We start from the raw sequence: 19,446 nt of genomic DNA, 5'->3' as shown, positions 1-19,446 counted from the left end.
GCCCCGAAACAGGCCGGAAAATGGGCAGTTCGCGTCTGCTCGCCACAGGAGGGGGGTGGCTCGATGACGCAGACAGCCGACACCGGCACCGCGGCCACCGAGGTGGAGATGGTGCACCTGTCCATCGACGGCGTGGACGTCAGTGTGCCCAAGGGCACCTTGGTGATTCGCGCGGCCGAGCTGATCGGCATCCAGATCCCCCGGTTCTGTGACCATCCACTGCTCGATCCGGTGGGCGCCTGCCGGCAGTGCCTCGTCGAGGTGGAGGGTCAGCGCAAGCCGATGGCATCATGCACAACGACGTGTACGCCCGACATGGTGGTGCACACGCAATACACCTCCCCCGCCGCGGACAAGGCGCAACAGGGTGTCATGGAGTTGCTGCTGATCAACCATCCGCTGGACTGCCCGGTGTGCGACAAGGGCGGCGAGTGCCCGCTGCAGAACCAGGCAATGTCCAACGGTCGGGCCGAGACTCGCTTCGAAGACGTCAAGCGCACATTTCCCAAGCCGATCAACATCTCCTCACAAGTGCTGTTGGATCGCGAGCGGTGCGTGCTGTGCGCCCGCTGTACCCGCTTCTCCGAGCAGATCGCCGGCGACCCGTTCATCGATCTGTTGGAACGCGGCGCACTGCAACAGGTCGGCATCGCGCCGGGCGAGCCGTTCCAGTCGTACTTCTCCGGCAACACCGTGCAGATCTGTCCGGTCGGCGCACTGACCGGAGCGGCCTACCGTTTCCGGGCCCGGCCGTTCGACCTGGTGTCGAGTCCCAGCGTGTGTGAGCACTGCGCGTCCGGATGTGCCCAGCGCACCGATCACCGCCGCGGAAAGGTGATGCGCCGCTTGGCCGGTGACGATCCCCAGGTGAACGAGGAGTGGAACTGCGACAAGGGCCGATGGGCATTCACCTACACCACCCAGGGTGACCGCATCACCACCCCGCTCATCCGCGACGAGGACGGCAAGCTGCGGCCCGCATCCTGGTCCGAGGCGCTTGCGGTGGCTGGTGAGGGTTTGGCCGCGGCAACCGGGAGCGCCGGCGTATTGGTCGGCGGCCGGATGACCGTCGAAGACGCCTACGCCTATGCGAAATTCGCGCGGATCGTGCTGAACACCAACGACATCGACTTCCGCGCCCGGCCGCACAGTTCCGAGGAAGCGGACTTCCTCGCCGCGCATATCGCGGGGCAACCGATGACGGTCACCTACACCGACCTCGAGAACGCACCGGCTGTCCTGCTGGCCGGGTTCGAGCCGGAAGAGGAATCGCCGATCGTGTTCCTGCGGCTGCGCAAGGCTGTGCGCAAGAAGGCGCTGCAGGTGATCTCCGTTGCACCGTTCGCCACCCGGAGCCTGACGAAGCTGCGCGGTCGACTGGTCGCGGCGGCACCCGGCGGCGAGGCCGATGCCCTCGACGCTCTGACCGACGACCCGCAGTTGAGGCTGCCGGGTGCGATCATCCTGCTCGGCGAGCGGTTGGCCAACTCGCCCGGGGCGCTTTCTGCGGCAAGCAGATTGGCGACGGTGACCGGCGCCCGGCTGGCGTGGGTGCCGCGACGCGCCGGTGAGCGGGGCGCGACGGAGGCCGGCGCGTTGCCGAACCTGCTGCCCGGCGGCCGACCGGTCACCGACAGCGCGGCCCGCGAGCAGACGGCGGCCGTGTGGCATGTCGGCGAGTTGCCGAGCACACCGGGTCGAGACGCCACGGCGATCCTGGAGGCCGCCCGCAGCGGCGAACTGGGCGCCCTGCTCATCGGTGGCGTGGAAGTCGCCGACCTGCCGGACCCGCAGGCCGCGCTGGCGGCCATCGAGTCCGCGCCGTTCGTCGTCAGCCTCGAACTTCGGGAGAGCGCGGTCACCGCGGTCGCCGACGTCGTCTTCCCCATCGCACCGGTGGTGGAAAAGGCCGGCTCGTTCCTGAACTGGGAAGGCCGCCTTCGCCCGTTCCAGCCGTCTCTGAAGACGAACGCGATCCCAGATCTTCGGGTGTTGAACTTCCTGGCCGACGAGATCGGAGTGGCGCTGAACCTGCCGAACGCGTCGGCGGCCGGCGACGAGATGTCGCGCCTGGGCCTGTGGCCGGGTCCACGACCGGTCGCACCGGACATTTCACCGTCGAAGCCGGTTGCACCGGTCGCCGGGCAGGCCGTGCTCGCGGGTTGGCGGATGCTGCTCGACGAGGGCCGCCTGCAGGACGGTGAGCCACACCTGGCAGGCACGGCACGCCCACCCGTCGCGCGGCTCTCCGCGGCGACGGCCGCCGAAATCGGCGCGGCGGAAGGCGATCTGGTCACCGCGAGGACACCGCGCGGATCGATCACGCTGCCGTTGGCCATCACCGACATGGATGACCGGGTGCTCTGGCTACCGCTGAACTCCCCAGGTTCGGCCGTGCACCAGAGCCTGGGCGTCTCGACCGGAGACGTCGTGTCCATCGGGCGGGCCGAGCCGTGATCCATCCCGATCCAACACTGTTCGGACACGACCCGTGGTGGCTGATCGTCGGTAAGTCCGTCGCGATCTTCGCGTTCCTGATGCTGTCGGTCCTCGCGGCGATCCTGATCGAGCGCAAACTGCTGGGACGCATGCAGATGCGGTACGGCCCCAACCGCGTCGGGCCCAGAGGCCTACTGCAATCACTGGTGGACGGCGTCAAGCTGGCGCTCAAGGAGGGCTTGATTCCCGTCGGAGTCGACAAGTTCGTCTACCTGGCGGCGCCGGTGATCTCGGCGGTTCCCGCGTTCATCGCGTTCGCGGTCATCCCGATGGGCGGCGAGGTTTCGATCTTCGGTCACCGCACGGCATTACAGCTGACCGACATGCCCGTCGCGGTGCTGTACATTCTCGCGGCGACGTCGATCGGCGTGTACGGGATCGTGTTGGCCGGGTGGGCGTCCGGATCGACGTACCCGCTGCTCGGCGGGATCCGCTCGAGCGCACAGGTCATCTCGTACGAGATCGCGATGGCGTTGTCATTCGTGGCCGTGTTCATCTACGCCGGGACGATGTCGACGTCCGGCATCGTCGCCGCCCAGGACGGCACCTGGTTCATCTTCCTGCTGCTGCCGTCGTTCCTGGTCTACATCACCTCGATGGTCGGCGAAACCAACCGTGCGCCTTTCGATCTGCCGGAAGCCGAGGGCGAACTCGTCGGCGGCTTCCACACCGAGTACTCGTCGATCAAGTTCGCGATGTTCATGCTCGCCGAGTACGTGAACATGACGACCGTGTCGGCGTTGGCGACCACCATGTTCCTCGGCGGCTGGCACGCCCCGTGGCCGATCAACATGTGGGACGGCGCCAACACCGGCTGGTGGCCGCTGCTCTGGTTCGTCGCCAAGGTGTGGGCGTTCATGTTCCTGTTCTTCTGGTTACGCGCCACGCTGCCGCGGATGCGCTACGACCAGTTCATGGCCCTGGGGTGGAAAGCGCTGATCCCGTTCTCGTTGGCCTGGATCATGATCGTCGCCACGGCACGCGCGTTGCGTAACGAAGGCTTCAGTCAGGTGACGACGACGCTGGCGTCTCTCGGCACCATCGTGGCGCTGCTGGTCGTCGCCGCGCTGTGGCGCTCGGCGCGCCGCAGAAACGTCCGCGCGATCCCTGAACAGAAGCTGGATCCGGAAGTCTTCCCCACACCGCCGCTGCCGGTCACCGAGAAGCCGACCGCAACCAAGGAGCTTGCTCCAGAGGAGAAGACACATGCCTAAGTTCTTCGACGCGATCGCGGGCTTCGCGGTCACGTTCGGCACCATGTTCAAAAAGCCCATCACCGAGGAGTATCCGGAGAAGCCGGGACCCGTCGCGAAGCGTTATCACGGCCGCCACCAACTGAACCGGTACCCCGACGGGCTGGAGAAGTGCATCGGCTGCGAACTGTGCGCCTGGGCCTGCCCCGCCGACGCCATCTACGTCGAGGGTGCCGACAACACCGAAGACGAACGCTATTCCCCCGGCGAGCGTTACGGCCGCGTCTACCAGATCAACTACCTTCGCTGCATCGGCTGCGGCTTGTGCATCGAGGCCTGTCCCACCCGCGCGCTGACGATGACCAACGACTACGAGATGGCCGACGACAACCGCGCCGACCTCATCTGGGGCAAGGACAAGCTGCTGGCGCCGTTGCAACCGGGCATGCTGCCGCCGCCGCATGCGATGGCGCCCGGCAGCACCGACGAGGACTACTACCTGGGCAACGTCGAACCCGCCACGCAGGAGGCGGAGAAGGTCACCGAGGACGTGCGATGAGGCTGGACATGATCGCGGCCGTGACCGCCGACAATCCCGGCCACACCACGACCACCGAGGCCGTGCTGTTCTGGGTGCTGGGCGCGATCGCGGTGCTCGGTGCGCTCGGGGTGATATCGGCGCCGAAAGCGGTGTATTCGGCGATGTTCCTGGCCACGACGATGATCGTGCTGGCGGTGTTCTACATCGCCCAGGGCGCGCTGTTCCTCGGTGTCGTGCAGGTGGTGGTGTACACCGGCGCGGTGATGATGCTGTTCCTGTTCGTGCTGATGCTCATCGGCGTCGACTCCTCGGAGTCGTTGGTGGAAGCGATTCGCGGGCAACGGGTTGCCGCGACCGTCGTCGGCGTCGGTTTCGGCATCCTGCTGATCGGCGGCATCGGCAACGTCTCGGCCGGCGGGTTCACCGGCCTCGCGCAAGCCAACGCGGGCGGCAATGTGGAGGGACTGGCCGCGCTGATCTTCGTCCGCCACCTGTGGGCATTCGAGTTGACCAGTGCGCTGCTGATCACCGCCGCGCTGGGCGCGATGGTGCTCGCGCACCGGGAACGCTTCGAGCGTCGCAAAACCCAGCGTGAACTCGCCGAAGAGCGGTTCCGGCCCGGCGGCTATCCGACGACATTGCCCAATCCCGGTGTGTTCGCGCGCAACAACGCCGTCGACATCGCCGCCCGACTGCCCGACGGGTCCGGTTCAGACCTGTCCGTCAGCCCCATTCTGCACAAGCGGACGGTGGTGGCGACGAACGGCAAAGGGGACGATCGATGAATCCCGACAACTACCTCTACCTGTCGGCGCTGCTGTTCACGATCGGCGCGGCCGGAGTGCTGCTGCGCCGCAACGCCATCGTGATGTTCATGTGCGTGGAGCTGATGCTCAACGCGGCCAATCTGGCGTTCGTCTCGTTCTCCCGCATGCACGGCCACTTGGACGGTCAGGTCGTGGCGTTCTTCACCATGGTGGTCGCCGCCTGCGAGGTGGTGATCGGGCTCGCGATCATCATGACCATCTTCCGTGCCCGCCAGTCGGCTTCGGTCGACGAGGCCAGCCTGCTGAAACACTAGAGGGGCGATGACGATTCCTGTTTGGCTGACCATCGCGCTGCCGCTGGCCGGTGCAGCGATCCTGCTGCTCGGCGGACGCCGGACCGACGCCTGGGGCCACCTGCTGGGCTGTGCGGCGGCGCTCGCTTCCTTCGTCGTCGGCGTCGTGTTGTTCACCGACATGCTGGGCCGCGACGCCGAGCACCGCACGGTTCACGAGACGCTGTTCTCCTGGGTGCCGGTCGGGGGGCTGCAGGTCGACTTCGGCATGCAACTCGACCAGCTGTCGATGTGTTTCGTGCTGCTGATCACCGGCGTCGGCTCGCTCATCCACATCTACTCGATCGGGTACATGGCCGACGATCCCGGGCGGCGGCGGTTTTTCGGGTACCTCAACCTGTTCCTGTCGGCGATGCTGCTGCTGGTGCTCGCCGACAACTACCTCGGGCTCTACATCGGCTGGGAGGGCGTCGGTTTGGCGTCCTATCTGCTGATCGGCTTCTGGGCCCACAAACCGTCGGCGGCCACGGCGGCCAAAAAGGCGTTCGTCGTCAACCGCGTCGGCGACATGGGCCTGGCCATCGCGATGATGGTGATGTTCGCCTACATCGGGTCGATCTCATATGCGGGCGTGTTCGCCGCCGCCCCCGCAGCCGGCGAAGGCGTGCTCACCGCGATCGGGCTGCTGCTGTTGCTCGCCGCGTGCGGGAAGTCGGCGCAGGTGCCCCTGCAGTCCTGGCTGGGCGACGCCATGGAGGGTCCGACGCCGGTGTCGGCGCTCATCCACGCCGCGACCATGGTGACCGCGGGCGTCTACCTGATCGTGCGCTCCGGGCCGGTGTTCGACCTCGCGCCGAACGCGCAGTTGGGTGTCGTGATCGTCGGGGCGGTCACTCTGCTGTTCGGCGCGATCATCGGCTGCGCGAAAGACGACATCAAGAAAGCCCTTGCGGCATCGACGATGTCGCAGATCGGTTACATGGTCCTGGCGGCGGGGCTCGGCCCGATCGGCTACGCGTTCGCGATCATGCACCTGCTGACCCACGGCTTCTTCAAGGCCGGGCTGTTCCTGGGCGCCGGGTCGGTGATGCACGCGATGAACGACGAGGTCGACATGCGCCGCTACGGCGGCCTGCGCAAGGCGCTGCCAATCACCTTCGCCACTTTCGGACTCGGCTACCTCGCGATCATCGGCGTTCCGCCGCTGGCCGGCTTCTTCTCCAAGGACGGCATCATCGAAGCTGCGCTCGGCGCGGGGGGCGTCAAGGGATTCATCCTCGGCGGCGCGGCGATTCTGGGCGCCGGCATCACCGCGTTCTACATGACCAGGGTGATGCTGATGACGTTCTTCGGCGAAAAGCGTTGGGCCGACCACGCGCATCCGCACGAGGCGCCGGCGGTGATGACATGGCCGATGATCCTGCTGGCCATCGGGTCCGTCGGCTCCGGCGCGGCCTTCGCGATCGGCGGCACCCTCGAGCATTGGCTCGAGCCGGTGGTCGGTGCGCATGAGGTGCACCACGTCGCGCCGGTGTGGGTGGTGACGACGGTGATCCTGGCGGTGGTGGCGGTGGGCATCGCCATCGCCTACCGGATGTATGCCGGCAAGCCTGTGCCCGAACAAGTCCCGGCCGGATCGGCGCTCACCGTCGCGGCCCGCAGAGACCTGTACGGCGACGCATTCAACGAACAGGTGCTGATGCGGCCCGGTCAGGTGCTGACACGCGGGCTCGTCGAGATCGACGACGAGGCGGTCGACGGCGCCGCCAGCGGACTCGCCGGTCTGGTCAGCCGCGTGTCGGATGGGTTGCGGCGGTTGCAGACCGGTTACGCCCGCTCGTATGCGCTCTCGATGCTCGGAGGTGCGGTTCTGATGGTCGCGGCGATGCTGGCGGTGCAGCTGTGGTGAACAACTTCCCTTGGCTGACCGTGCTGTGGGCGACGCCGACCGTCGGGGCTGCGCTGGTGATCCTGCTGCCGGCCGCGCAGCGGGTGCTGGCCAAATGGTTCGCGTTGGCCGTCTCGATTGCGGTGTTGGCGATCACCGCACTGCTCGCGGTGCGGTTCGAACCCGGCGGCGAACAGTATCAGTTCGTCGAATCGCACCGGTGGATACCGTCTTTCGGCACCGGCTACATCCTCGGCGTCGACGGCATCGCGATGGCGATCGTGGTGCTCACCGCCGTGCTGGTGCCGCTGCTGATCATCGCCGGATGGAACGACGCTGACACCCGCACCGGCCTGCGGGGACGCTCGGTGCAGACCTACCTCGCGCTGACCCTGGCCGTCGAGGGCATGGTCCTGATGTCGCTGGTCTCGCTCGACATCCTGCTGTTCTACGTGTTCTTCGAAGCGATGCTGATCCCGATGTACTTCCTCATCGGCGGATTCGGTGGTGAGAATCGTTCTAAAGCTGCGGTGAAGTTCCTGCTGTACAACCTGTTCGGCGGTTTGATCATGCTGGCCGCGGTGATCGGGCTGTACGTGGTGACCGGCTCGAGCGACGCCTTCGCTGCCGGCACATTCGACTTCCGTGAGATCGTGGCCGCGGTATCCAGCGGTGAGTTCGTGGTCAACCCGGCCGTGATGAACATGCTGTTCGGTGGCTTCATGTTCGCGTTCGCGGTCAAGGCGCCGCTGTGGCCGTTCCACCGGTGGCTGCCCGACGCCGCGGTCGAGGCGACACCGGCCAGCGCGGTGCTGATGATGGCGGTCATGGACAAGGTCGGCACGTTCGGGATGCTGCGCTACTGCCTGCAGTTGTTCCCCGACGCGTCAATGTATTTCCAGCCGCTGGTGGTGACACTCGCGGTGATCGGAATCGTCTACGGCGCGATCCTCGCGATCGGGCAGACCGACGTCATGCGGTTGATCGCCTACACGTCGATCTCCCACTTCGGGTTCATCATTCTGGGCATCTTCGTGATGACCAGCCAGGGGCAGTCCGGCTCGACGCTGTACATGGTCAACCACGGCCTGTCGACGGCCGCACTCTTCCTCATCGCCGGCTTCCTGGTGTCGCGCAGGGGCACCCGGCTGATCAACGCCTACGGCGGCGTGCAGAAGGTGGCGCCGGTGCTGGCGGGCACCTTCCTGGTCGCCGGGCTGGCGACGCTGTCGCTTCCGGGCCTGGCCCCGTTCATCAGCGAATTCCTCGTCCTCATCGGCACGTTCACCCGCTTCCCGGTGCTCGCGGTGTTCGCGTCGACCGCACTTGTGCTGTCGGCCATCTACATCCTGTGGATGTACCAGCGGATGATGACGGGACCCGTCACCGACGGCAACGCCCGGGTGCGAGACCTGGTGCCGCGCGAACTCGTCGTCGTCACCCCGCTGATCGCCTTGCTGCTCGTGTTGGGGGTGTATCCGAAACCCGCACTGGACGTCATCAATCCCGCGGTCGACCACACCTTGACCACGATCGACCAGCCTGACCCTGCACCCAGACTCGCGGAAGGGCCGACACCATGACCCTCTCCCCGCCGACCGTCGAATACGGCCTGCTGTCCCCGATGTTGATCATCTTCGGGGTCGCGATCGCCGGGGTCCTCGTCGAAGCGTTCCTGCCGCGGCAACGCCGCTACGCCAGCCAATTGGCGCTCTGCTTCGCCGGTCTGGCGGCGGCCCTGGTGGCTGTGGTGCTGCTCGCGCGCGACCTGCACGGCGCCGGCCGTTCGGCCGTGATGGGCGCCGTCGTCGTCGACGCTCCTGCGCTGTTCCTGCAGGGCACGATCCTGCTCGTCGGCGTGCTGGGCGTGCTGCTGATCGCCGAACGGCAGGTCGGCGCGAACAACGGCGCGAACATCGACGCCGACGGCGGCACTCGCGGCCTGGACGGGTTCACGCCTCAGGCATCCGCGGTGCCCGGCAGCGTCGCCGAGCAATTGGCCACCAAGGCCGGCGTCATCCAGACCGAGGTCTTCCCGCTGACGATGTTCGCGATCGGCGGCATGTTGTTGTTCCCCGCAGCCGACGACCTCTTGACGATGTTCATCGCGCTCGAAGTGCTGTCGTTGCCGCTGTACCTGCTGTGCGGGCTGGCGCGCAAGCGCCGCCTGCTGTCGCAAGAGGCGGCGATGAAATACTTTCTGCTGGGCGCCTTCTCGTCGGCGTTCTTCCTCTACGGCGTCGCAATGCTGTACGGGTATGCGGGGACGCTGAACCTGGACGGCATCGCCGAGGCCGTCGCTGCGGGATCGGGTAAGACCTCGCTCGCACTGATCGGCACGGGTCTGCTGCTGGTCGGTGTGCTGTTCAAGGTCGGCGCGGTACCGTTCCACTCCTGGATCCCCGACGTGTATCAAGGGGCACCGACCCTGATCACGGCGTTCATGGCGGCTGCGACGAAGATCGCCGCGTTCGGCGCGATGCTGCGGGTGTTCTACGTCGCGCTGCCCGGACTTCGCGACGACTGGCGTCCGGTGCTGTGGGCGGTCGCCATCCTCACGATGGTGATCGCCACCGTGGCCGCGGTGACCCAGGCGGACGTCAAGCGGATGCTCGCGTATTCCGCGGTGTCGCATACCGGTTTCATGCTCACCGGGTTGATCGGTGGGAACGAGGCCGGACTCTCCTCGACACTGTTCTATCTTTTCGCGTACGGGTTCAGCACCGTCGGAGCGTTCGCGGTCGTGGGCCTGGTGCGCGATGCGGCCGGTGAAGAAGCCACCGCGATCGCCCGGTGGGCCGGTCTGGGCCGACGGTATCCGATTGTCGGCATTGTGTTTTCGCTGTTCTTGCTCGCTTTCGCGGGCATTCCGCTGACCAGCGGCTTCGTCAGCAAGTTCGCGGTATTCAAGGCCGCGGGCGAGGGCGGCGCGATCGCATTGGTGGTCGTCGGCGTCGTCGCGAGCGCGATCGCCGCATACTTCTACGTGCGGGTCATCGTGTTGATGTTCTTCACGGAGCCGCCCGATGACGCGCCGACGGTGGTGGTACCAAGCCTGTTGAGCACCACCGTGGTCACCGCCACGGCCGCGGTCACGTTCGCGCTCGGCGCGCTGCCGCAACCACTGCTGGATCTGGCGAACAACGCGAATCAGTTCCTGCGTTAGGTGGCCGGGAGCAGGCCGACCTGACGGTATGCGGCTTCGAGGTAGCGTCGCATCTGCCTCTCGGTCGGCGGAGTGGGTTGCAATACCCGGTATGTCACGGCGCCGGCCAGCATGTCGACGAGAACCTCGAGATCGGCGTCCACGGGGACTGCGCCGTCTCGCTGAGCGCGTTCGAGCATGGCGATGGTGAGGGTGCGCCGGGGCAGGATGTAGCGGTCCCAATACGTCTGCATCAACTGCGGGTGCGTCACGGCAGAGCCGTAGATCTGCGCCGCAAGGGCTCGGAACCGGGGATCGGTCGCGGTCCGCGCCGCTCCGGCGATGTTGCGTCGGACGAAGACCTGAGGTGGCGTCGCCGCGATCTCCTCGCGGGTCGGCCACTGCACATCGGCGCTCACGTGCGCCTCGATCGCGTCGGCGACAAGCGGTTCTTTACCCGACCATCGCCGGTAGATGGTCGGCTTGCCGACGCCGGCGCGTTTGGCCACCTGCTCGATACTCATGCCGGCGATGCCGTTTTCGATGAACAACTCCAGTGCCGCCCGCATGATCGCGGCGTCGAGCTCCTGGCTTCGCGGCCGGCCGCGGCTCGGCGCGGTCATCGCACGGTGCCCGTCGTGAGCGCACGAGTCAGCCACCGGCGCAAGGCTTCCTGTCGGCGCCCGCGCCACGCCAGGTGTCCGTCCGGGCGAACGAGCAACGCGTCACCGTCGATGCGTCGATCGATCGTCGAAATCCGGTCGGCACCGAGGTGCTCGACCGCGACCCCTGCGAGGTCATCATCGGAGCCCAGAAGTCCCCACCGTCCGTTCAATTCGGCCCCGGACACCCCGGGCACCCGGTCGCCCGGACGCAGCCCGCACAACGGCAGCGATCGGCGCGCCAAGGGTCCGTGACGGTATGTCACCCACAACTGCGACGTCCGGTACGTCACCCAACGTTGCACAGCGGGCAGGTTCATCACCGGAACCACGACGCGGTCGCGGATGAAGCGCCCGATCCCGCTCTGCGCCACATTCACCTTCGTCACCGCACTGGTGCCGCGCAACACCTCGGTGGCAAGCGGACGACGCTCGGCCTCATACGTGTTCAGCAGCTTCTCGTCGGCGCGGCCGGCCGTGACGAGAGCGAGCTTCCATGCGAGGTTCTCGGCGTCGCCGAGGCCGGTCAACATCCCCTGACCGCCGAAAGGCGCGTGAGTGTGCGCGGCGTCGCCGGCGATCAGCACCCGACCACGCCGGTATGTCGCTGCCAGCCGGCGATGCACGCTGAACATCGACAACCACTCGGCGTGCTCTATGGGAGCCCGGCGGCCGGTGCGCTCGGGGATGATGCGCTCCAACCGCGCGAGAATCTCTTGCTGACTCGGTTTCTGCGTTGGCGCATCCGGATCGTAGGCGATGATGCGCCACAGCCCGTCCGGCATCGGCATCGCTCCGATCATCCCGTCCCGGTGTATCCAACCGGTGGTGCCCGAGCGGTCGAGGTCCCAGTCGATGCGCAGGTCGGCGAGCAGGAAACGTTCGGTGAGCCGGACTCCGGGGAAGTCGATGTCGGCGGCACTCCGCGCGACGCTGGCCGCGCCGTCGCAGCCGATCAGCCAGCGGCTCTCGATCGCGTCCCCGTTGTCAGTGACCGCCGTGATTGCATCCGTCTCCTGGTGCACGTCGGCAAGGGCTGTGCCCCAATGTATTTCGCCGCCGAGCTCAGCGAGCCGGTCACGCAGCGCGCCCTCGACGGCGGCCTGCGAGATCACCATCGGCGGCGCCGCGGTGTGCATGCCGGGGTCGCCGAACCGGATCCGCATGACCGGCTTGTCACCGAGATACGTCAGGATGCTCATCGCTCGTACTGACCGATCGGGCAGATCGCCGAGTGCGCCGAGGCGGTCCAGCACTTCGGACCCGCGAGCGTGCAGGAAGTTCGCCCGCGACGTGGTCGCCGGCGCGACCGCTTTGTCGATCACCTGAACGCGGACACCTTGCATCAACAGGCCACAGGCCACGGCCAAACCCGTGGGCCCCGCCCCGACCACGAGGACTTCGGGATCATTCATGGCTACATTTCCTTTACGACTCCGTTTCGTAATCGAATATAGTCGCTCAGGCGGCCGAACGCTAGATTCGGTGGATGACCGATGCCCTCGTCCTCGTCGTCGACCACGGCCCGGTGCGGGTTCTCACACTCAACCGGCCCGAGGCACGAAACGCGTTGAGTCGCGGCCTGATCAAAGCCACGTACACCGCGCTGACCGAGGCCGACGCCGACGCGTCCGTCGGCGCCGTCGTGCTCACCGGGACAGACCCGGCGTTCTGCGCCGGCGTGGACCTCAAGGAGGCGCAACGCGACGGCCTGAGCTATTTCGAGGAGTTCCGCTCACAGAGCTGCATCGCCGCGACGGGCAACATGCGTACGCCGATCATCGGGGCGATCAACGGGGCGACGTTCACGGGCGGTCTGGAGATGGCGCTCGGTTGCGATTTTCTCGTCGCCTCCGAGCGGGCCGTGTTCGCCGATACCCACGCTCGGGTCGGTATTCTGCCCGGCGGCGGCATGACCGCCCGCCTCCCCCAGGTGGTCGGGCTCGCGATGGCCCGCCGGCTGTCGATGACCGGCGAGGTGGTCGACGCGGCCCGCGCCGAGCGCATCGGGCTGGTGACCGAGGTCGTCGCACATGACCGGTTGCTCGACCGCGCGGTCGAACTGGCCACACAGATCGCCGAGGTACCCGGACCGATCATGCTCGGCCTCAAGGAGATCTACACGACCGGTGCGGCCGCGGTGATCGATCCGGCGTTGGCCGCCGAGGAGGCAATCGCGTTCGCACAGCATCGCGATTTCGAAGCGCTGGGCGACCAGTTCCGTGCGGTGTCAGAGCGCAACAAGCGCCAGATCGACCGCTGAGGGCCCGCGCTAGTACCGACGTATCAGGACGAATTCGACCGTGCGGCGCCCGCCGAACTCCTGGCGGGGCGGCGTCGACATCTCCACCTGTTTGCGGGCCTGCGTTGCGACAGGCGTATGCGGGTCGAGCACCGACAGATAGACCTTGTGCTCGGCGAGCGACGCGACCGCACGCTCGAAGCAACCCTCGTCGACGGCCTCGACGTGGGTGCCGCCGGGGCCGTTCTGGAATAGCCAGCGCGGCGGGTCGGGCAGGCTGTCATACGCGTCGAGGACCGCGGTGGCGAACTCGATGTGGTCGCGTTGGTTCGGCGCGCCCGGCGCCCACTCGGGACCGCCGTAGATGCTGAGGACGACGTCCGGGTCGAGCTCGGTGATCGTCTCGATGATCTTCGCGCGCAGCTCGGCGGTGTTGCGGATCTCGCTGTCGGGAAACTCCCAGAACCGGACGTCGTGGACACCGACGATGGCCGCCGATCGCAGCTGCTCCCGCTCGCGCAGCTGACCGGCCTGTTCGGGTGCCATTCCGGCGATGCCGGCCTCACCGCGGCTTGCGAAGGCGTAGTGGACGGTCTTGCCCGCGGCGGTCCAGTTCGCCACTGCGGCGGCGCACCCGTACTCGGGGTCGTCGGGATGCGGGACCAGGACCAGCGCGGTGCGCCAGTCGGTCGGAAACGCGTCGGGCACGTCTGTCATGTCACCACACCGTGGATCACAATGGCGGCGGTCTGCTCGACCCAGTCGTCGCCGAGCGGCTCGCCGGGCCGCAACAGCATCCGCAGCAAGGTCGCGCCGCCGATGACCTCCACCAACCGATCCGGGTCGACATCGGGATGAACCTCGCGTCGCTGCACCGCGTCGGTCAACCGGTTGCGCACCGCCACGAACACCCCGGTGAACCGGTCCATCACCCGGTCGTTGAGATCGGCGTCGGCGGCCATGTCGGAGATCAGGCCGGGCAACGCCGCGCGCACCACGGGGCTGGAGAACACGTCGCGGGCGGCCGCGAGCATCGCGCGGATGTCGGCGGCGATGTCACCCGGCGGCGTCTCGATCGCCGTCGGCGCGGCCGGAAAGGCGGCTTCGTGGACGAGTTCGGCCTTGCTGGACCACCGTCGATACAAGGCGGTCTTGGTGGTGCCCGCGCGTTCGGCCACCGCGGCGATCGTGAGGTTCGAATAGCCGATTTCGGCAAGCAGATCCGCGGTGGCACGCAGTATGGCAGCGTCAATACGCGGATCCCGGGGTCGCCCGGCGCCCGAGGCCTTGTCAACCGATGACGAGTCTGATTTCATATCGCTACCCACCGTATCGTAATTCTCGGTCGAAGGAAGAACTTGTGGCTAGTGAACCGGCTGTCGAGGACATCAATCGCCTCGAGCATTCGAGCCGTGATCTGAGCACCCTCCCCGGTGTGATGTCGCGGTGGCTCTCGACGGTGCTGCCAGGCGGGGTGGCACCGGAGATCACCGTGGAAAGTGGCGTCGACGCCAACGGGATGTCGTCGGAAACGATCATCCTGACCGGACGCTGGACCGCCGACGGTCAGGCGCAGGAACAGAAGTGGGTGGCTCGGGTGGCGCCCACGCCCGAGGACGTCCCGGTGTTCTCGTCCTACCGGATGGACCACCAGTTCGACGTGATCCGGTTGGTGCAGGAGAAGACCGACGTTCCGGTGCCGCAGGTGCGGTGGCTGGAGAACAGCGGCGAGGTGCTCGGTACGCCGTTCTTCCTGATGGACTACGTCGACGGCCGGGTGCCGCCCGATGTCATGCCGTACACGTTCGGAGGGAACTGGTTCGCCGACTCGCCTGCCGAACGGCAACGGGAACTACAGGACAACACCGTCGGCGTGATCGCCAAACTGCACTCGATTCCGCAACCGGAGACGACCTTCGGTTTCCTCGATGACGGAAGCGACCGCAATGCGTTGCGGCGCAACCTGAATTGGCTCAAGGACTGGTACCAGTTCGCCGTACCGGACATCGGGCGCTCGTCGCTGATCGAGCGGGCCCTCGAATGGCTGGAGGCCAACTGGCCGGCCGACGTCGCGGCCAGCGACCCGGTCCTGGTGTGGGGCGACTCCCGCGTCGGCAACGTGCTGTACTCGGATTACCGGCCGGTGGCCGTACTCGACTGGGAGATGGCCACACTCGGGCCGCGCGAGATGGACGCGGCATGGATGATCTTCGCGCACAACGTTTTCCAGGAGCTGGCCGGTCTCGCGGGGCTGCCCGGACTGCCCGACTTCATGCGCGAGGACGACGTCAAGTCAACCTACGCCGCGTTGACCGGCGTCGAACTCGGCGACCTGCACTGGTTTTACGTCTATTCCGGCGTGATCTGGGCGTGCGTGTTCATGCGCACCAGCGCGCGGCGGGTTCGCTTCGGCGAGATCGAACGGCCCGACGACGTCGAATCACTGTTCTACCACGGCTCACTACTCAAACGACTGATCGGAGAGGATGCCTGATGCTCGGGCCCACCGACGAATTCCCCATCCACCAGATTCCGCAACCGATTGCCTGGCCCGGATCGTCGGACCGCAACTTCTACGACCGCTCCTACTTCAACGCGCACGACCGCACCGGCGACATCTTTCTGATCACCGGTATCGGCTACTACCCCAACCTCGGTGTCAAGGACGCATTCGTCCTCATACGGCGGGGCGACGAGCAGACCGCGGTGCACCTGTCCGACGGCATAGACTCCGACCGGCTCAACCAGCACGTGCTCGGCTACCGCGTCGAGGTGAACGAACCGCTGCACAAGCTGCGGATCGTCTGTGAGGAGACCGAGGGCATCGCCGTCGACCTCACCTGGGACGGCCTCTTCGACGCGGTGCAGGAACAGCGCCACGTGTTGCGCACCGGCACCCGAATCACGTTGGACGCGCAGCGTTTCGCACAGGTCGGATCGTGGAGCGGCGTCATCGCGGTCGACGGCGAGGAGATTGCCGTCGACCCGTCGGTGTGGATCGGCAGCCGCGACCGGTCGTGGGGCATCCGCCCCATCGGCGAACCCGAACCCGCCGGCAGGCCGGCGCATCCGCCGTTCGATGGCATGTGGTGGCTGTACGTGCCGATGGCCTTCGACGACTTCGGGATCGTGTTGATCATCCAGGAGGAGCCGAACGGATTCCGCAGCCTCAACGACTGCACGCGAATCTGGCGCGACGGCCGCGTCGAACAACTCGGCTGGCCTCGCGTGAAGATCCACTACACCTCGGGTACGCGAATCCCGTACGGCGCCACCATCGAAGCGACGACACCGGACGGCTCGCCCGTGGTGTTCGAGGTCGAGTCGAAGCTACCGGTCCCCATCCACATCGGGGGCGGGTACGGCGGGGACTCGGACTGGCTGCACGGCATGTGGAAGGGCGACAAGTTCACCGAACGCCTCACCTACGACATGACCGATCCGGCAGTCAACGGCCGCGCCATGTTCGGGGTCATCGACCACGTCGGCCGCGCGGTGTGCCGGGAGAACGGTCAGTCCGCCGAGGGGTGGGGTTTGTTCGAGCACGGTGCGCTCGGCCGGCACGACCCGTCGGGATTCAAGGACTGGCTCACCGTCGCCGACTGAGCTGTGCCCCCGCGGGCAGACACCAAGTGACCCGAAAAGCCGCGAAATCAGGGCACTTTGCGTCTGCTGGGCCGAGAAAGTCTCGCGCCGAGAAAGTCAGGCGACTGGCGCTGCCGGGACCGGTGCCCGCCCGAACACCATCGACTCCTCGATCCGGTCGAATCGGTGGTCGATCGCGTCGAGCACATAGTTGTGCCGGACGTTCCACGGCCGGTGCGTTCCGGACTTCGGCAACGCGTGCAGGGCGCGTTGTACGTAGCCGGCGTTGATGTTCCACGCCGGCTTTTCCGGCATCGGTTTGTCGCCGAGATGCGGATAGGCGTGGGTGTACCCGTGAGAATCCATGTAGGACACCAGCCGTGCGAATGCGCGGGCGGTCAGATCCGCACGCAGCGTCCATGAGGCGTTGATGTAGCCGACGCACCATGCCAGGTTCGGCACGTCCTCGAGCATGTGCTCCTTGTAGACGAACCGGTCCTGCGGTTTGATCTCGGCGCCGTCGATGCTGATATGAACACCGCCGAGCGCCTGCAGCTGTATCCCGGTGGCGGTGATGATCACGTCGGCGTCGATCCGCTGCCCGGAGCGCAATACGATGCCGGACGCGTCGATGTGGTCGATGTGGTCGGTCACCACGTCCAGGCGGCCGGTGTTGATCGCCTCGTAGAAGTCGTTGTCGAGCATCGCGCACAACCGTTGATCCCACGGGTCGTAACGCGGGTTGAAGTGGACGTCGACCGGATAGCCCGGCGGCAGATTGCGTTTGGCGTTCCGGCGGATGAAGCGCCTGCTGAGCTTGGGCGCCGCGCGGGCGAACGCGTAGATGAACACGGTGAAGATCGTGTTGTAGATGCGGGCGCCCCAGTACCCGGCCCGTCCCGGCAGCACTGCGCGAATCGCCTGCACGACGGGATTGACTCTCGGCCCCGAGAGCATGTACGTCGGCGACCGCTGCAGCATCGTCACATGCCCGGCCGTCTCGGTCAGCGACGGGATCATGCTGACCGCCGTTGCGCCGCTGCCGATCACGACGATGCGCTTGCCGGCGTAGTCGAGTGACTCGGGCCAGTGCTGAGGGTGCACCACCTCGCCGCTGAACTCGTCGAGGCCGGGGAAATCCGGGCGGTAGGGCTCGTCGTAGTTGTAGTAGCCGGTGCCGAAGAACAGGAAGCGGCCGCGGTACGTCGTCGGCGTCCCGTCCTGCTCGGTCTGCACCGTCCAGGTGTCGGTGGTCGAGTCCCAATCCGCGGACAACACATGGGTGTTGAACCGGATGTGCTTGTCGATGCCGTGCTTGCGGGCGGTCTGGGTGAGGTATTCGCGGATGTCGGGGCCGTCGGCAACGTTCTCCGGACGCGTCCACGGTTCGAAGGGGTAACTCAGCGTGAAGATGTCGCTGTCGGATCGGATGCCCGGATAGCGGTGCAAGTCCCAGGTGCCGCCGATGCGGGCGCGGCGCTCGAGAAGCGTGTAGCTCAGGTTCGGGTTCTTCTCCTGCAGGCGATAGGCGGCGCCGATGCCCGAAATGCCCGCGCCGATGATCAGTACGTCGGCGTACTGCACCCGGTTGTCCATCCGCAAACTCCTTTGGTTCTGCTGAGTACCACGATAGGAGTCAGGCGGCCAGCGCGTCGACGATCTCGGCCAACGCATCGACGGCGATGGGTCCGGGCTGGTAGAGGCAGATCCGGTCGGACACTCCCTCGACGCGGTCACGGATGTGGGCGGCCACCTCGGCCGGGCTGCCGCACGCGGCGATGGTGTGCAGTACCTCGTCGTCGATCAGCGTGCCCATCTCCTGCCAGCGCCCCTGCTTGGACAGCGCGTTGAGCTCGGGCTGCAGCTCACCCCAGCCGTGCACGTCGAGCACCGGGCGGTAGGCGGGCGTGGAGCCGTAGAAGGCCAGCAGCCTGCGCGCGGCCGTGTGCGCCGTCTCGTCGCTGCCTACGGACACGATGATCTCGGGGACCACCGCGAAGTCGTCGAGGGACCTGCCCGCCTGCGCCAACCCGTTGCGCACGGCGGGCATCGTCACCTCGTGTAGGAACCGTTTGGTCCCGAACGGCATCACCAACAGGCCGTCGGCGACCTCGGCGGTGGCGCGAGTCAGCCGCGGGCCCAGCGCACCGAGATAGATCGGCGGCATTCCGTACGGGTTCGGTCCCGGGTTGAATGTCGGCGTCATCAGCGTGTGCCGGTAGTACTCACCGCGGAAATCGAGGCGTTCGCCGGTCTCCCACGCCGCGAACACCGCGCGCAGCGCGCCGACCATCTCCTTCATCCGCTCGACCGGACGGTCGAAGGCCGCGCCGTAGCGTTTTTCGACCTGCGCGCGCACCTGCGTGCCGAGGCCCAAGGTGAAGCGGCCCTTGGCGAGCAGCTGAAGGTCGTAGGCCTGGTGGGCGAGCTGAATCGGGTTGCGCGGAAACGCGATGGCCACGTTGGTCATCAGGTCGAGGCCGTCGATGGTGGACGCCAGCGTCAGCGGCGCGAAAACGTCGTGCGGTCCCTCGAAAGTGAACACTCCGCTGGCACCCGCGTCGCGCAGCAGCTGCGCCCGCTCGATCGCATCGGTTGGGCCGAACAACGCTGTCATGACCTTCACGGCGT

Annotated in this window: 17 protein-coding genes; 11 read left to right on the top strand and 6 right to left on the bottom strand. The window is 66.8% G+C overall.

What is annotated here, in order from left to right; genetic code table 11:
- The first annotated feature begins 63 nt into the window (after positions 1-63).
- The 8 genes from AU188_RS22395 to nuoN are packed head-to-tail and all read left to right on the top strand — an operon-like array spanning position 64 to position 10,347.
- Positions 64-2,457, top strand: coding sequence for an NADH-quinone oxidoreductase subunit G (locus AU188_RS22395; RefSeq protein WP_059165659.1), 2,394 nt, complete (start codon positions 64-66; stop codon positions 2,455-2,457).
- Entirely contained in the window at positions 2,454-3,713 is a 1,260-nt protein-coding gene (gene nuoH, locus AU188_RS22390) for an NADH-quinone oxidoreductase subunit NuoH (protein WP_059165658.1), read from the top strand. The genes AU188_RS22395 and nuoH overlap by 4 nt, the downstream gene beginning before the upstream one ends.
- The gene (gene nuoI, locus AU188_RS22385; RefSeq protein WP_059165657.1) at positions 3,706-4,251 is read left to right on the top strand and encodes an NADH-quinone oxidoreductase subunit NuoI; all 546 of its coding nucleotides are present in this window, start codon (positions 3,706-3,708) and stop codon (positions 4,249-4,251) included. Before nuoH ends, nuoI begins: the two co-directional genes overlap by 8 nt.
- 8 nt (positions 4,252-4,259) lie before the next feature.
- Positions 4,260-5,018: an NADH-quinone oxidoreductase subunit J gene (locus AU188_RS22380; RefSeq protein ID WP_172799577.1), complete on the top strand. Its 759-nt coding sequence runs from the start codon at positions 4,260-4,262 to the stop codon at positions 5,016-5,018.
- Positions 5,015-5,314, top strand: coding sequence for an NADH-quinone oxidoreductase subunit NuoK (nuoK, locus tag AU188_RS22375; protein WP_059101064.1), 300 nt, complete (start codon positions 5,015-5,017; stop codon positions 5,312-5,314). The genes AU188_RS22380 and nuoK overlap by 4 nt, the downstream gene beginning before the upstream one ends.
- A gap of 7 nt (positions 5,315-5,321) precedes the next feature.
- Positions 5,322-7,202, top strand: coding sequence for an NADH-quinone oxidoreductase subunit L (gene nuoL, locus AU188_RS22370; RefSeq protein ID WP_059165655.1), 1,881 nt, complete (start codon positions 5,322-5,324; stop codon positions 7,200-7,202).
- Positions 7,196-8,764, top strand: a complete 1,569-nt coding sequence (locus AU188_RS22365) for an NADH-quinone oxidoreductase subunit M (RefSeq protein WP_059165654.1) — start codon at positions 7,196-7,198, stop codon at positions 8,762-8,764. Before nuoL ends, AU188_RS22365 begins: the two co-directional genes overlap by 7 nt.
- Positions 8,761-10,347, top strand: coding sequence for an NADH-quinone oxidoreductase subunit NuoN (nuoN, locus tag AU188_RS22360; RefSeq protein WP_059165653.1), 1,587 nt, complete (start codon positions 8,761-8,763; stop codon positions 10,345-10,347). Before AU188_RS22365 ends, nuoN begins: the two co-directional genes overlap by 4 nt.
- On the opposite strand, the gene AU188_RS22355 is transcribed toward nuoN, so the two are convergent.
- Positions 10,344-10,949, bottom strand: a complete 606-nt coding sequence (locus tag AU188_RS22355; protein WP_059165652.1) for a TetR/AcrR family transcriptional regulator — start codon at positions 10,947-10,949, stop codon at positions 10,344-10,346. The two genes, nuoN and AU188_RS22355, sit on opposite strands and share 4 nt — an antisense overlap.
- A complete protein-coding gene (locus AU188_RS22350; protein WP_059165651.1) occupies positions 10,946-12,403 on the bottom strand; it encodes an FAD-dependent monooxygenase in 1,458 nt (485 codons plus the stop codon). The genes AU188_RS22355 and AU188_RS22350 overlap by 4 nt, the downstream gene beginning before the upstream one ends.
- A gap of 74 nt (positions 12,404-12,477) precedes the next feature.
- Here AU188_RS22350 and AU188_RS22345 point away from each other — a divergent pair, with 74 nt between their 5' ends.
- Positions 12,478-13,251, top strand: a complete 774-nt coding sequence (locus AU188_RS22345; protein WP_059165650.1) for an enoyl-CoA hydratase — start codon at positions 12,478-12,480, stop codon at positions 13,249-13,251.
- Between the two features lie 9 nt (positions 13,252-13,260).
- Here AU188_RS22345 and AU188_RS22340 read toward each other — a convergent pair whose 3' ends face one another.
- Positions 13,261-13,947 carry a PIG-L deacetylase family protein gene (locus AU188_RS22340; protein WP_059165649.1) on the bottom strand — a complete coding sequence of 229 codons (687 nt, stop codon included), beginning with the start codon at positions 13,945-13,947 and terminating at the stop codon, positions 13,261-13,263.
- Positions 13,944-14,546 carry a TetR/AcrR family transcriptional regulator C-terminal ligand-binding domain-containing protein gene (locus AU188_RS22335; protein ID WP_059165648.1) on the bottom strand — a complete coding sequence of 201 codons (603 nt, stop codon included), beginning with the start codon at positions 14,544-14,546 and terminating at the stop codon, positions 13,944-13,946. The genes AU188_RS22340 and AU188_RS22335 overlap by 4 nt, the downstream gene beginning before the upstream one ends.
- Positions 14,547-14,590: 44 nt before the next feature.
- On the opposite strand from AU188_RS22335, the gene AU188_RS22330 reads away from it, so the two are divergent.
- Together AU188_RS22330 and AU188_RS22325 are read left to right on the top strand one after the other, a co-directional pair.
- Positions 14,591-15,724 carry a phosphotransferase family protein gene (locus tag AU188_RS22330; RefSeq protein ID WP_059165647.1) on the top strand — a complete coding sequence of 378 codons (1,134 nt, stop codon included), beginning with the start codon at positions 14,591-14,593 and terminating at the stop codon, positions 15,722-15,724.
- Entirely contained in the window at positions 15,724-16,836 is a 1,113-nt protein-coding gene (locus tag AU188_RS22325; protein WP_059165646.1) for an Rv3169 family protein, read from the top strand. Before AU188_RS22330 ends, AU188_RS22325 begins: the two co-directional genes overlap by 1 nt.
- A 96-nt stretch (positions 16,837-16,932) precedes the next feature.
- Here the strand turns inward: AU188_RS22325 and AU188_RS22320 are convergent, their stop codons facing one another.
- On the bottom strand, positions 16,933-18,411 hold the full coding sequence (locus AU188_RS22320; RefSeq protein WP_059165645.1) for a flavin-containing monooxygenase: 1,479 nt from the start codon (positions 18,409-18,411) through the stop codon (positions 16,933-16,935).
- 40 nt (positions 18,412-18,451) lie between these two features.
- The gene (locus AU188_RS22315; RefSeq protein WP_059165644.1) at positions 18,452-19,441 is read right to left on the bottom strand and encodes an LLM class F420-dependent oxidoreductase; all 990 of its coding nucleotides are present in this window, start codon (positions 19,439-19,441) and stop codon (positions 18,452-18,454) included.
- Positions 19,442-19,446: the final 5 nt, after the last annotated feature.

It is taken from the genome of Mycobacterium sp. IS-3022 (assembly GCF_001500065.1).
GTDB lineage: Bacteria > Actinomycetota > Actinomycetes > Mycobacteriales > Mycobacteriaceae > Mycobacterium.
The sequence above is the reverse complement of the archived record's forward strand: the minus strand, read 5'-3'. Positions and strand labels throughout refer to the sequence as shown.

What these genes read in the sequence shown, in the direction of transcription:
- AU188_RS22395 (WP_059165659.1), top strand. Translation starts at nt 64, where the DNA reads ATGACGCAGACAGCCGACACCGGCACCGCGGCCACCGAGGTGGAGATG.
- nuoI (WP_059165657.1), top strand. Translation starts at nt 3,706, where the DNA reads ATGCCTAAGTTCTTCGACGCGATCGCGGGCTTCGCGGTCACGTTCGGC.
- AU188_RS22380 (WP_172799577.1), top strand. Translation starts at nt 4,260, where the DNA reads ATGATCGCGGCCGTGACCGCCGACAATCCCGGCCACACCACGACCACC.
- nuoK (WP_059101064.1), top strand. Translation starts at nt 5,015, where the DNA reads ATGAATCCCGACAACTACCTCTACCTGTCGGCGCTGCTGTTCACGATC.
- nuoL (WP_059165655.1), top strand. Translation starts at nt 5,322, where the DNA reads ATGACGATTCCTGTTTGGCTGACCATCGCGCTGCCGCTGGCCGGTGCA.
- nuoN (WP_059165653.1), top strand. Translation starts at nt 8,761, where the DNA reads ATGACCCTCTCCCCGCCGACCGTCGAATACGGCCTGCTGTCCCCGATG.
- AU188_RS22355 (WP_059165652.1), bottom strand. Translation starts at nt 10,949, where the DNA reads ATGACCGCGCCGAGCCGCGGCCGGCCGCGAAGCCAGGAGCTCGACGCC.
- AU188_RS22350 (WP_059165651.1), bottom strand. Translation starts at nt 12,403, where the DNA reads ATGAATGATCCCGAAGTCCTCGTGGTCGGGGCGGGGCCCACGGGTTTG.
- AU188_RS22345 (WP_059165650.1), top strand. Translation starts at nt 12,478, where the DNA reads ATGACCGATGCCCTCGTCCTCGTCGTCGACCACGGCCCGGTGCGGGTT.
- AU188_RS22340 (WP_059165649.1), bottom strand. Translation starts at nt 13,947, where the DNA reads ATGACAGACGTGCCCGACGCGTTTCCGACCGACTGGCGCACCGCGCTG.
- AU188_RS22335 (WP_059165648.1), bottom strand. Translation starts at nt 14,546, where the DNA reads ATGAAATCAGACTCGTCATCGGTTGACAAGGCCTCGGGCGCCGGGCGA.
- AU188_RS22325 (WP_059165646.1), top strand. Translation starts at nt 15,724, where the DNA reads ATGCTCGGGCCCACCGACGAATTCCCCATCCACCAGATTCCGCAACCG.
- AU188_RS22320 (WP_059165645.1), bottom strand. Translation starts at nt 18,411, where the DNA reads ATGGACAACCGGGTGCAGTACGCCGACGTACTGATCATCGGCGCGGGC.